Here is a 12,399-nt window from a genome sequence, read left to right as displayed (position 1 = left end):
TTGCAGATAGGGGAAACGACCTTCTGCAGTATGCGTTTCCCGTTTGTTATCTGCAAAAGCCCTTTTTGGCAAGGTGAAGGCCAAGCGGTTTATAGTTAAAACAGGGTGTTTATTAGCCCACCCCACCAAGAGCCCCGGCAAAGATGGCAATAATGCCACAAAGTGCCATGAGCGCAGTACGGCGGTGTAAAGTGGTAAAGAGCTGCGGTTGAGGCCGCAAAGCACGGCGTGCCGTCCGTAAGGGGCCAAAAGTCATGCTTAGAAAGAGAATAATCATTAAGAGGCCGCACAGGGCCATAAGATGATACGGCCATGGTAGATGCCCACCTGCGTGGATGATGAGCGCAATGCCGCTGAGAATAGCAAGAGGAATAACATGCCATAATGCTCTTAAAAAACGGCTATAGCTCTGTAATAAAACCGTGCTGGCTTGTTGGGCGTCTAATAAACGTGTGGTGCGGCGTGTTTGTAGGCAGAAAATAGCCCCACCAACCCAATAGGTGATACAAAGAAGATGTAGGGCAAGGACAACGCCCCAAAGCAGAGAGCTGGTCATAGTTCATCCATACTGTGTCATAATCTGTTCGCCCACCTTTATAGAGAGAAGATTGCTTTATGTCCTGTCTTTCCCAGCAAAGTTTTTTGTCATCAGCTCTTTTATCACCAGAAGAAACACGCCAGATGGACCAAGCCATGGAGGCGATTCTCCCTATGATTATGGAGCGTGCAGGCATGATGGCCGCACGGCTAATCCGCCAGCATGTAAAGCCCTGTCGTGTTGTGGTGGCGTGCGGGCCGGGGAATAATGGCGGGGATGGCTATGTGCTGGCACGGCATTTGCTCTCATGGGGGTGGCCGGTGCGTGTTGCGATGACGCAGCCCCCTGTTGAGGGCAGCTTGGCCCAGCAAATGGCGGCGCGCTGGCATGGTGATGTGGTCGATTTTACCCCGCAGGAAGCTGCAAGGGCGGAGTTGGTGGTGGATGCCGTCTTTGGGGCCGGGGTGAATCGGCCATTACCGCCTCTTGTAGAAGCCTTTTTTGCAGCGGCACCGCGCATTATTGCTATTGATGTTCCTTCTGGTCTTGATGGCGCAACGGGCAGCTTGATGGGGCAGGTAGCACCATGTGCTAAGACCATTGCACTTATCCGCAAGCGGCCGGGGCATTTGCTTTTGCCGGGACGTTCGGTTTGTGGGGAGGTGCTGTGTGCTGATTTGGCCATTCCTGAAGCGATTTTAGCTGATACGCGCAGTATAATGTGGGAGAATGGCCCTGCCTTATGGGCATTACCGCAGCAAGAGCCGCTTGATCATAAATATAGCCGTGGTGTGGTAAGTGTGTGCGGCGGGGCCGAGATGCCCGGTGCAGCCTTTTTTGCCTCTGAGGCAGCGCGGCATGTTGGGGCGGGTATGGTGCGGCTGACAGTGCCAGAGGCGGCCGCCATGATGTATCGACTCGCCTCTCCAGCCGCGATTGTTGATACCCAATCTTTAGCCGCTGCTTTGGAGGATAAACGGCGGCATGTGTGGGTTTGTGGCCCCGGTTTGCAGCCTGATGAAGTGGGACGCACCCTTCCGTTACTCCAAAAGGAAGGGCGGCAGATTGTTGTTGATGCAGGTGCCTTCTCTTGGGCTGCGGGGAATCCCGAGCGTTTAAAGGGGGCGACTGTTATGACACCGCATATGGGGGAGTTTGCACGACTTTTCGGGCCTATTCAGGGGGATCGCTTACAGGCAGCCCGTCACGCAGCAAAGCAGTTGAATCTTGTGGTCGTGCTGAAAGGGGCCGATAGCATCATTGCAGCCCCTGATGGTCGGGTCGCGATTAATAGTCACGCCACTCCCGCTTTAGCTGTAGCAGGGGCAGGGGACGTGCTTAGCGGTATTATCGCGACATGTCTCGCAGCGGGGATGCCCGCTTGGGAGGCTGCTGCGGCAAGTGTGTGGGTGCACGGGGAGGCGGCACGGCGCGCTGCGGCGTTAAAGGGGGGATGGATTGTGCCAGAAGATATCTTCGCCCAGCTTGGTTTGGCGCGTCAGGCAGCTTCTCATAGCCCGGAAGATGCAGGAAAATGGCGCATTAAGGGATAATTTACAGCATAAAAGAGAGATTTGCAGGAAAGGCCCCTTGCCGTGAAGGGGTTCATGCGTTAAATCCGCAGAACAATGAAGGCATCGGTCCTTAAACGGGCTGGTACTGGAGATAGCCGTCTGGTTTATGCGGGCGTGGTGAAATTGGTAGACACGCCAGATTTAGGTTCTGGTGGCGCAAGCTGTGGGGGTTCAAGTCCCTCCGCCCGCACCAAGGCACTCTCCATTTAAATGTACGATGCTGGAGATCCCCTGTATTATAGAGAAGGAATGTCGGATTCATGCAGGTTAAGCCCATCCTCAATGAGGGCCTGAAACGGTCTTTCACAGTAGTTGTTCCTGCCGCTGACCTGCAGGGCCGGTGTGAGGCTCGTCTGGCTGAAGTGAGTCGCGATGTTAAACTCCCCGGCTTCCGCCCCGGTAAAGTGCCCGCCAGCGTTGTAAAGCAGCGTTTTGGTGAGTCTGTTCAAGCTGAGGTGGCTGAGAAGCTGGTGCAGGAGAGTGTGCGTAAGCTGCTAGAGGATGAGGCGATTCGCCCAGCTATGCAGCCGCAAGTTGATGTTGTTTCTACCGGGACAGACGGTAAGGACCTTGAGTTTAAAATCGAGATGGAAGTCCTGCCTGAGATTACCATCCCCGATGTATCTGGCACAAAGCTGACCCGTTATAGCGCGAAAGTTGCTGATGAGGTCGTAGAGAAAGCTCTGCGTGAGGTTGCACAACGTAACCGCACATTTGAAGTGATTGAAGAAAGCCGCCCTGCTGTGAAGGGTGATGTGCTGAATGTCAATTTCGTTGGCAAAAAAGATGGCACACCTTTTGAGGGTGGCACCGCTGATGATGTGAATGTCGAGATTGGTGGCGAAGGCTTCATCCCCGGTTTTGCTGACCAGATGGAAGGTATGAAGCCCGGTGATGAGCGCGTCATTACTGTGACCTTCCCAGAGAATTATCAAGCTGCTGACCTTGCCGGTAAAGAAGTGACGTTTGACATTAAAGCAAACGCGCTAAAGAAGCCGGTTGACCCAACCATTGATGATGAGTTCGCTAAAGGGCTGGGCCTAGAGAGTGTTGAGCAAATGCGTAAGCTCATCACCGAGCAGGCCGAGGGTGAGTATAAACAGCTTTCCCGTATGCGGATTAAGCGCGAGCTGTTGGACGCTCTTGCCGAAAAGACCAATTTTGATGCGCCTGAGAGCATGGTGGATGCCGAGTTTGCTCAGATTTGGAGTCGGATTGAGGAAGAGCGTAAAAACGGCACTCTTGATGAGCAAGATGCCGCGAAGGATGAAGACACCCTGCGCGCTGACTATCGCAAAATTGCCGAACGCCGCGTAAAGCTCGGCCTGCTTTTGGCAGAGATTGGTCGTAAGCAAGAGATTCAAGTCTCTCAGGAGGAGCTACTTTCTGCATTACAGCAGGAGGCACGCCGCTATCCGGGTCAAGAACAGATGGTCTTTGAGTTCTTTACAAAGAATCCTCAGGCCATTGAGAGCCTCCGTGGTCCTATCTTAGAAAATAAGGTGGTGGATTATCTCATTGAGCTTGCTGATGTGACGGATAAAGAAGTCACAGCCGAGGAGCTTGCTGATATGCCAGATGCGGAATAATCGCCGCATTATATAAAGAAGGGGCAGCCTGCCGCTGCCCCTTTTTTTTGCTCTTGCCGGTGCTGGCCCTCTTGTATAGCCGCGTTGCTGTTTTATCTCACAAAGACAAAGCCTAACGGGCTGGCTAGGGTGAGGGGACGTTGTAAAGGAAAATACCTATGGGCATTGAAGATCGTAACCCTCTGGAAGTGTTTAATAATACACTCGTGCCAATGGTGGTGGAGCAAACCTCGCGCGGGGAACGCTCTTTTGATATTTACTCCCGCCTTTTGCAGGAGCGCATTATTTTTCTCACAGGGCCTGTGTATGATCAGGTCTCCTCATTAATTTGCGCTCAGTTGCTGTATTTGGAGAGTATTAATCCCACTAAAGAGATTTCCTTTTACATCAACAGTCCCGGCGGCGTGGTGTCGGCTGGCTTAGCGATGTATGACACAATGCAATATATCCGCTCGCCCGTGAGTACGGTGTGTATTGGTCAGGCGGCCTCTATGGGCTCTTTGTTGTTAGCTGCTGGTGAGGCGGGGCGGCGTTTTTGCTTGCCCAATGCCCGCGTGATGGTGCATCAGCCCTCTGGTGGGGCGCAGGGTCAAGCTTCTGATATCGAGATTCAAGCGCGCGAGATTCTACAGATTCGCCGCCGCTTGAACGAGATTTATCGTGAGCATACAGGCCGCGCTTTAGAGGAAATTGAAGAAGCGTTGGAGCGTGACCGCTATCTTTCCGCAACAGAGGCGAAAGATTTCGGATTGGTGGATGAAGTCGTGCTGCGCCACCCAGCAGAGAAGAAGGCCGGTGCCTGAACATACCCGCTAGTATGGGTTTGAGGAGCTGTAATGAGCGAAAAAGAGAGCGATTCTAAAAACACGCTTTATTGTTCATTCTGTGGGAAGTCTCAACATGAGGTGAAGAAGCTCATCGCCGGGCCGACCGTTTTTATTTGCAATGAATGTGTAGAGTTATGCACGGATATTATCCGTGAGGAGCGTGGGGCAGGCCCTATTACGACTGGCGGTTCGGTCCCTACGCCGCGTGAGATTTGTGCGATTTTAAATGATTATGTCATTGGGCAGGACGATGCGAAAAAAGTCCTCTCCGTTGCGGTGCATAATCATTATAAACGCCTCGAGCATACCGAAAAATCAGGCAGTGATGTAGAGATTGGTAAGGCGAATATTATGCTCATCGGCCCGACAGGGACCGGTAAGACCTTATTAGCCCAAACCTTAGCGCGGATTTTGGATGTCCCCTTCACAATGGCCGATGCCACAACGCTGACAGAGGCCGGTTATGTGGGGGAGGATGTTGAAAATATCATCCTCAAGCTTTTGCAAGCGTGCGAGTATAATGTTGAGCGGGCCCAGAGAGGGATTGTCTATATTGATGAAATCGATAAGATTTCCCGTAAAGCTGAGAACCCGTCTATCACGCGGGATGTCTCCGGTGAGGGTGTGCAACAGGCCTTGCTAAAATTAATGGAAGGGACCGTAGCCTCCGTTCCACCGCAGGGGGGGCGTAAACATCCTCAGCAAGAGTTTTTGCAGGTCGATACCACGAACATGCTCTTTATTTGCGGCGGGGCGTTTGCTGGGTTGGACAAAGTCATTAGCGCACGCGGTAAGGGAAGTGGGATTGGCTTTGGGGCGGATGTACGCTCTGAAGATGATCGCAAGCTTGGTGATATTCTTAAGGATATTGAGCCTGAAGATTTGATGAAATATGGCCTTATCCCGGAGTTTATAGGCCGTCTTCCTGTTATCGCCACACTCAATGACCTCGATGAAGCCGCTTTGGTGCAGATATTGACCGAACCAAAGAATGCTTTGGTGAAGCAATATCAGCAGCTCTTCCAAATGGAAGGGGTGGAGTTGGAGTTCGAGGAGGAGGCGATTAAAGGGATTGCAGCTCGTGCGATCGAACGTCAAACAGGCGCGCGGGGTTTGCGCTCCATCATGGAGAAAATCTTGATGGGGACAATGTTCGACCTTCCCGGGCGAAAGACGGTTAAGAAAGTGGTTGTTAATCGCGATGTTGCAGAGGGCAAAGCCGAGCCGGTCTATGTCTATGCAGAAGGTGATGACGCTAAAACGGAGGCAGACTGACCGGCTTTGTAGCGGTTTTGGTCTGTTTATGTATGCTTCCTGTGGTGTTGGGTCTTGCCCCTCATCTCCCAACACCCCACATTGAGCCCATAGAGTGAAAGCCCCTGCCGTGCCTTAATTGGGCGGTATAGGGGTTTGATCGTCCGTTATGGAGATCTTGAAATCATGAGTGACGAAAAGAAAACAAAAACTAGCCGCCGCAAAACGGCTGATAAAGCAACGCCAACATCTCCGCGCAAGGTCCCTGCACGGCGTGTGCGGGCCTCTAGCGCGAAAGAGGAAGCAAAACAGGCCGAACCTGCCGCGGCTAAAGCGCGGGTTAAGCGGCCAGCGCGCGTTAAAAAGCCTGTTCTGCCTGTATTGCCGCTACGCAATATTGTGGTTTTCCCTCACATGGTTGTGCCGCTTTTTGTGGGGCGGGAGAAGTCCATTCATGCTCTAGAGCAAATGCCGGAGGATGTGCGGGAGATTATACTTGTCTCCCAAAAGGATGTGGCAAAAGATGAGCCAACAGTTGATGACCTCTTTCGTGTTGGCACGGTTGCGAATGTTCTTCAGCTTTTAAAACTGCCTGATGGCACGGTAAAAATCCTTGTGGAAGGCTTGCACCGCGTTCATTTAGTGGGGCTGAAAGAGCAGGATGGTTATTTCCAAAGCTCTGCGGAGATAGTGCCTGATGAGTTAGGGGCACGGCCGGGTGAGCGTGAGGCTCTGGCGCGTTCTGCTCTATCTCGTTTTGAGGATTATGCCCGTTTAAATCGCAAGGTTGCACCGGAGGTTCTTACCTCTGTTAGTCAGCTTGAGGACCCATCACGTTTAGCTGATACGATTGCCAGCCATTTGAATCTTAAGATTCCGGAGCGGCAAGAGCTTTTGGAGATTGTGTCTGTTGAGGAACGGTTGGAGCGTGTTTTCTCCTGCATGGAGGCGGAGATTGACGTGCTTCAGGTGGAGAAGCGCATCCGCAGCCGTGTTAAAAAACAGATGGAGAAGACGCAGCGCGAATATTATCTGAATGAGCAGATGAAGGCGATCCAAAAGGAGCTGGGTGAAGGCGAGGATGGCCGTGATGAGCTTAGTGAAATTGAAGATAAGATTGAAAAAGAAGGCCTGAGTCAAGAGGCGAAAGAAAAAGCGCGCAGTGAGTTGAAAAAGCTGCGGAATATGAGCCCGATGTCCGCCGAGGGCACTGTGGTGCGTAGCTATTTGGATTGGTTGGTAGGCTTGCCATGGGCTAAGCGCAGCAAACTTACAAAATCCCTCCAAAAAGCAGAAGATGTTCTGGATGCAGACCATTACGGGTTGGAGAAAATCAAAGAGCGGATTTTAGAATATCTCGCTGTTCAGAGTCGGGCTAAGAAGTTGAAAGGCCCTATTCTTTGCTTGGTTGGCCCGCCGGGTGTGGGTAAGACATCTCTTGCACGCTCCATTGCGCGCGCAACAGGGCGGAAATATGTGCGTATGTCCCTAGGGGGTATGCGGGATGAATCCGAGATTCGCGGCCATCGCCGGACATATATCGGGGCCATGCCGGGGAAGATTATCCAGGGGCTTAAAAAGGTTGGAGTAAATAATCCGCTCTTTTTGCTGGATGAGGTGGATAAGCTGGGGTCGGATTGGCGTGGTGACCCATCTTCTGCTTTGTTAGAGGTGCTAGACCCTGAGCAAAACAGCACCTTTGGTGATCATTATCTGGAGGTAGAGTACGACCTTTCAGATATTATGTTCATCACCACGGCGAACTCTTTGGATATGCCGCAACCGCTCCTGGATAGGATGGAGATTATCCGTCTTTCTGGTTATACGGAGGCAGAAAAGCTGGAGATTGCAAAACGGCATCTCCTCTCTAAGCAAGCTAAAGAGCATAATTTGCGTCCCGGTGAATGGCATGTGAGTGATGAGGCTCTGCTGGCGTTGATTCGTTCTTACACGCGGGAAGCTGGGGTGCGTAATTTGGAGCGCATGATTGCACGTCTTGCCCGCAAAGCGGTGCGCGAGCTTCTCAGCAGTAAGGTAAAGAGCATTGAGGTCACACCGGAAACGCTGGAGAAATATGCCGGTATTCCGCGCTATCGCCATAGCGAAACAGATAAGGTGGATCAGATTGGTATCGTCACAGGCTTAGCATGGACGCAAGTTGGTGGTGAGATTCTGACGATCGAGAGCCTGACCATGCCCGGTAAAGGCAATATTCGCCAAACTGGTAAGCTTGGGGATGTTATGAAAGAGAGCGTCTCTGCGGCATTTTCTTATGTGAAGTCGCGTATGGATGTTTGGGGGATTGACCCTAAACTCTTAGAGACAACCGATATTCATGTGCACTTGCCTGAAGGGGCCGTACCTAAGGATGGTCCTTCTGCCGGTGCAGCCTTGACGACTTCTCTAGTCAGTGCGCTGGCACGCATCCCCATCCGGCATGATATTGCGATGACGGGGGAGGTTACCTTACGTGGTCGCGTGTTGGAGATTGGCGGATTGAAGGAGAAGCTTCTTGCTGCGTTGCGCGCAGGGATTAAGACTGTGTTAATCCCTGAAATGAACGTTAAAGACCTCGCCGAGATTCCAGAAAATGTGAAAGAAGGGCTGGAGATTATCCCCGTTCATCATATGGATGATGTGCTGAGTGTCGCATTGACAGAGGCCCCTAAGGCTCTGCCGGGAGCGCATATAGTAGGCACAAAAGGCAAAAAAGAGACTCCGAAGGGACTTTCTCGCTCTTTTCGGCATTAAGTGAGGCTATTCTTGCTTTCTGATGGTTGACGCAGGGAAAATCCGCTTCATAGTGCAGGTGGAAACGCTATCAGGTGATTCTAATCCCAGTGGGTTGATTCACTTAACTAATAAGAAAGGTTTGTCATGGAGAAACCATTGAACAAGCAGGAGCTTATTTCTGCTGTTGCTGAAGCTGCTGACCTCCCTAAAGCAAAGGCTGGGGATGTTGTGGACGCTGTTTTCAAGACGATTGAGGAGACCCTCTCCAAAGGGCAGGAAGTTCGTCTCGTAGGCTTTGGTAGCTTTGTTACAGCACAGCGTAAGGCTGCTAAGGGTCGTAACCCGCGTACAGGTGAGGAAATTGATATTCCTGCTTCTACCTCTGTGCGTTTCAAGCCGGGTAAGGGCTTAAAGGACGCTGTCAGCAAGTAATTGCCTGACAGATTAGCGGGGAAGTTTTTTTGTAAAAAAAGAAAATTCCCCGTTGCCTTCCATTAGGGTTTTGTCTATAAACCGTGGCGGGCAATTAGCTCAGCGGTAGAGCGTCTCGTTTACACCGAGAGGGTCGGCGGTTCGATCCCGTCATTGCCCACCATCCCTTTGTAAGTTTATTATTATGACCTGGCGTTTCGAGATTTATGAAACGCTGGCATCTACCTCCGATTTTTGTCGAGAGCGCGCTGAGGCCGGCGAGAAGACGAGGCTAGCTGTTTTGGCACGACGCCAAAGCGCAGCACGCGGTAGCCGTGGCCGTACATGGGAGAGTGGAGAGGGGAACCTCGCTTTCTCCTTTTTGTTTCATGCACCAGAGACAGCGTCTTTTCGTTCAATTTTACCCTATTTGGCCGGGTTGGCTCTTTATGATGGGCTTGTTGAAGCAGCGGCTTTATCACCTGATGAGTGTCAGCAGCTTCACTTAAAATGGCCGAATGACCTTCTGCTTAACTCTCATAAAATGGCTGGTATCCTCATCGAGACTGGAGTGGTCTTTGCAACGGTCTGTTGGGTTGTTATTGGCATAGGGGTCAATTTGCAGAAAGCTCCCACCCTTACCGAACGTAAGGTTGTGGCTTTCTCCGCATTAAAGCCACCGCCTGAGCCACAATTATGTGCCGAGTCTATTCTGCGGGCTTTTGATAAATGGTGGAATGAGTGGCAGAAGGAGGGCGAGGCTACCTTATGGAAGGCATGGCTTAAACGTGCGCACCCTCTAGGTACTCGACTGATATTAGAAAGACATGGTAAGAGGACATCAGGCCGATTTGCCGGACTGGATGTGCAGGGGCGTCTTTTGCTCACACAAGATGATGGCACTGTGACCTCGGTTGTGACGGGTGATGTTATCTGTGAGTAGGGGGAGCTGTGCTGCTCGTCATTGATGCAGGCAATACGAATGTGGTTTTTGCTATTCATGATGGTTCATCATGGATTGGCCGCTGGCGTATTTCGACCGATGACCGTAGAACAGCGGATGAATATGCCGCGTGGCTTTTGGGGTTGATGGAGCGTGCAGGCATTGGTGCGGATTGTGTAACGCAGGCGATTATTGGCACAGTGGTGCCGGCTGCGTTGTATGATTTGCGGCGTTTTTGCCGTTGCTGGCTGCATGTGGAGCCTTTGGTGGCGAATCATGAGCTGGAATGGGGAATGGATGTGCTGGTTGATACCCCGGCAGAATTGGGGGCAGACCGGTTGTTAAACGGCCTTGCGGCACGTCAGCTTTATGGTGGCGGTCCCTTGGTTGTGGTGGATTTTGGTACGGCGACAACATTTGATGTTGTTGATGCGCAGGGCCGTTATTGCGGTGGGGCGATTGCACCGGGGGTGAATCTCTCGATGGATGCGTTGCATCAAGCTGCAGCACGGTTGCCGCGTGTGAGTGTAGGACGACCAATGACGGCCATAGGCCGCAATACGAGTGTGGCGATGAGGTCAGGCTTATTTTGGGGTTATGTTGGTCTGGTTGAAGGGATTGTTCACCGTATTGCCGGTGAGATGGATAAGAGTCCCAAAATTGTGGCGACAGGCGGTTTAGCCCCGCTTTTCTCCGAGGGGACGACATTATTTGATGAAGTAGCACCAGACCTCACGCTGGAGGGGTTAAGACTTCTCGCGGAGCAGAATGAGGGGCGTTTCATCACTGATTTTTCTGGGCAACAGGCCCGCAATGCCTTTGGGCATAATGGTAACGCTTGAAGAGGATCAGATGCGTTTATGACAGAGCAAGTAAGTGATTTTGCCTTTCTCCCTTTAGGAGGGACGGGCGAAATCGGTATGAATTTTAACCTCTACCGTATGCGTGAAAACGGTGAGGAGCATTGGTTGGCGATTGATTGCGGTATTGGGTTTTCGGGTAATGATACGCCAGAGGCCGATGTCCTTATTGCAGACCCTGTTTTTATTGCAGAGCGTAAGAAGGATTTGCGCGGTTTGGTGATTACCCACGCGCATGAGGATCATATCGGGGCGGTCGCGCATTTATGGCGGTATTTAAAGTGCCCGGTTTATGCCACGCCTTTTTCCGCTGCGGTGTTGCGCCGTAAATTAACTGAGGCTGGATTACAGAATCAGGTTGTTATCCATATCATCATGCCATCCTCTCGTTTTGAGGTTGGCCCGTTTGACCTCCAATTCATCCCGGTGACCCATTCGATTGTGGAAGCACAATCGGTAGCTATTCGTACACCGCACGGGATTATTATTCATACTGGGGATTGGAAGTTAGACCCTACCCCACTTGTTGGGCCTGTGACGGATGAAGAGACCTTCCGTGCTTTGGGGGATGAGGGCGTGTTGGCCCTTGTCGGTGATAGCACGAACGTCATGAAGGAGGGGCGGTCCCAGTCCGAAGCGGATGTTCGCGTTGGCTTAACAGAAATGATTGCCGGGCTAGAAGGGCGCGTGGCTGTGACCTGCTTTGCTAGTAACGTAGCCCGTGTGGAGAGCATCGCCAAAGCAGCGTTAGCCTCTGGCCGTGAGGTCATGGTGGTAGGGCGTTCTTTACGCAATCTTGAATCAGCAGCGCGGGAATGTGGCTATTTTGCTGATTTGCCGCCCTTCTTGACGGAATATGACATTAAGGATGTCCTTGATGATAATCTGTTGATGATTATCACAGGCAGCCAAGGTGAGGCGCGTTCAGCTCTATCGCGCATTGCGAGCGATACACATTCCACCATTTCACTTGGTGAGGGTGATACGGTCATTTACAGCTCCCGCGTGATTCCGGGCAATGAGCAAGCGGTGATGACCGTGCAAGATAACCTAACGCGCCGTGGTGTTACGGTGCTGACGGATAAAGACGGCATGGTTCATACATCCGGCCATGCAACAGGTGGGGATATTCGGCATCTTTATAGCTTGGTGCGCCCGCGTTATAGCATCCCAACACATGGGGAATGGCGTCATCTTACCGCTCATGGGGCTTTAGCGCGTGAGGCGGGGGCAGAGGCTGTGTTGTTAGAGGATGGCGATATCCTCAATTTAGGGCCGGGGCCTGTCGAGGTGATTGATACCGCGCCAACGGGTTTGTTGGCTCTGGATGGCGACCGCCTCCTCCCCATGACGGGTGGGGTCTTAGCGGCGCGGCGGCGGATGCTCTTTAACGGCATCGTTCTGGCAAGCTTTGCCGTGGATGATGAGGGCTATGTTATCGGCGAGCCACGTATTAGCGCACCAGGCTTGCTGGAGCGGGATGACCCTGAAAGCGCACGGATTCGGGAAGAGTTCGCTTATGCGATTGATGAAATCCCCGATGAGTTCCGCCAAGATGATCAAGCGTTCCGCGATGCAGCACGCACGGCTCTGCGCCGCGCTTTGGGGCGGAAATTGCGGAAGCGTCCGCTGGTTGATGTCCATCTTCTGCGTGTCTGAGGCCTTAATAT

10 protein-coding genes and 2 tRNA genes are annotated in these 12,399 nt (G+C 52.1%); 11 read left to right on the top strand and 1 reads right to left on the bottom strand.

The window, feature by feature from the left end; all coding sequences use genetic code 11:
* Positions 1-112 precede the first annotated feature (112 nt).
* Entirely contained in the window at positions 113-556 is a 444-nt protein-coding gene (locus GM556_RS04590) for a hypothetical protein (protein ID WP_155579399.1), read from the bottom strand.
* 59 nt (positions 557-615) lie between these two features.
* Here GM556_RS04590 and GM556_RS04585 point away from each other — a divergent pair, with 59 nt between their 5' ends.
* From GM556_RS04585 to GM556_RS04535, 11 genes are all read left to right on the top strand, one after another.
* On the top strand, positions 616-2,091 hold the full coding sequence (locus tag GM556_RS04585) for an NAD(P)H-hydrate dehydratase (RefSeq protein ID WP_155579398.1): 1,476 nt from the start codon (positions 616-618) through the stop codon (positions 2,089-2,091).
* A gap of 129 nt (positions 2,092-2,220) precedes the next feature.
* Positions 2,221-2,305, top strand: a tRNA-Leu gene (locus GM556_RS04580).
* 67 nt (positions 2,306-2,372) lie between these two features.
* A complete protein-coding gene (gene tig, locus GM556_RS04575; RefSeq protein WP_155573298.1) occupies positions 2,373-3,701 on the top strand; it encodes a trigger factor in 1,329 nt (442 codons plus the stop codon).
* 158 nt (positions 3,702-3,859) lie between these two features.
* Entirely contained in the window at positions 3,860-4,504 is a 645-nt protein-coding gene (locus GM556_RS04570; RefSeq protein ID WP_155573297.1) for an ATP-dependent Clp protease proteolytic subunit, read from the top strand.
* A gap of 33 nt (positions 4,505-4,537) precedes the next feature.
* Positions 4,538-5,803 carry an ATP-dependent Clp protease ATP-binding subunit ClpX gene (gene clpX / locus GM556_RS04565; protein WP_155573296.1) on the top strand — a complete coding sequence of 422 codons (1,266 nt, stop codon included), beginning with the start codon at positions 4,538-4,540 and terminating at the stop codon, positions 5,801-5,803.
* Positions 5,804-5,968: 165 nt separating this feature from the next.
* Positions 5,969-8,533, top strand: coding sequence for an endopeptidase La (lon, locus tag GM556_RS04560; protein ID WP_155579397.1), 2,565 nt, complete (start codon positions 5,969-5,971; stop codon positions 8,531-8,533).
* 126 nt (positions 8,534-8,659) lie between these two features.
* Positions 8,660-8,947 carry an HU family DNA-binding protein gene (locus tag GM556_RS04555; protein WP_155573294.1) on the top strand — a complete coding sequence of 96 codons (288 nt, stop codon included), beginning with the start codon at positions 8,660-8,662 and terminating at the stop codon, positions 8,945-8,947.
* Between the two features lie 88 nt (positions 8,948-9,035).
* Positions 9,036-9,110: transfer RNA gene (locus tag GM556_RS04550), tRNA-Val, on the top strand.
* Positions 9,111-9,131: 21 nt separating this feature from the next.
* Positions 9,132-9,869: a biotin--[acetyl-CoA-carboxylase] ligase gene (locus tag GM556_RS04545; protein ID WP_155579396.1), complete on the top strand. Its 738-nt coding sequence runs from the start codon at positions 9,132-9,134 to the stop codon at positions 9,867-9,869.
* An 8-nt stretch (positions 9,870-9,877) separates the two neighbouring features.
* The gene (locus GM556_RS04540) at positions 9,878-10,711 is read left to right on the top strand and encodes a type III pantothenate kinase (protein WP_266137447.1); all 834 of its coding nucleotides are present in this window, start codon (positions 9,878-9,880) and stop codon (positions 10,709-10,711) included.
* An 18-nt stretch (positions 10,712-10,729) separates the two neighbouring features.
* On the top strand, positions 10,730-12,388 hold the full coding sequence (locus GM556_RS04535) for a ribonuclease J (protein ID WP_155573292.1): 1,659 nt from the start codon (positions 10,730-10,732) through the stop codon (positions 12,386-12,388).
* The last annotated feature ends 11 nt before the right edge of the window (positions 12,389-12,399 follow it).

Source organism: Bombella sp. ESL0378 (genome assembly GCF_009725845.1).
Classification (GTDB): domain Bacteria; phylum Pseudomonadota; class Alphaproteobacteria; order Acetobacterales; family Acetobacteraceae; genus Bombella; species Bombella pollinis.
This window is presented reverse-complemented; position numbering and strand designations above follow the sequence as displayed.

Bases quoted from the DNA above. Each gene is read 5' to 3' on its own strand.
- GM556_RS04590 (WP_155579399.1), bottom strand. From the start codon at position 556: ATGACCAGCTCTCTGCTTTGGGGCGTTGTCCTTGCCCTACATCTTCTT.
- GM556_RS04585 (WP_155579398.1), top strand. From the start codon at position 616: ATGTCCTGTCTTTCCCAGCAAAGTTTTTTGTCATCAGCTCTTTTATCA.
- tig (WP_155573298.1), top strand. From the start codon at position 2,373: ATGCAGGTTAAGCCCATCCTCAATGAGGGCCTGAAACGGTCTTTCACA.
- GM556_RS04570 (WP_155573297.1), top strand. From the start codon at position 3,860: ATGGGCATTGAAGATCGTAACCCTCTGGAAGTGTTTAATAATACACTC.
- clpX (WP_155573296.1), top strand. From the start codon at position 4,538: ATGAGCGAAAAAGAGAGCGATTCTAAAAACACGCTTTATTGTTCATTC.
- lon (WP_155579397.1), top strand. From the start codon at position 5,969: ATGAGTGACGAAAAGAAAACAAAAACTAGCCGCCGCAAAACGGCTGAT.
- GM556_RS04555 (WP_155573294.1), top strand. From the start codon at position 8,660: ATGGAGAAACCATTGAACAAGCAGGAGCTTATTTCTGCTGTTGCTGAA.
- GM556_RS04545 (WP_155579396.1), top strand. From the start codon at position 9,132: ATGACCTGGCGTTTCGAGATTTATGAAACGCTGGCATCTACCTCCGAT.
- GM556_RS04535 (WP_155573292.1), top strand. From the start codon at position 10,730: ATGACAGAGCAAGTAAGTGATTTTGCCTTTCTCCCTTTAGGAGGGACG.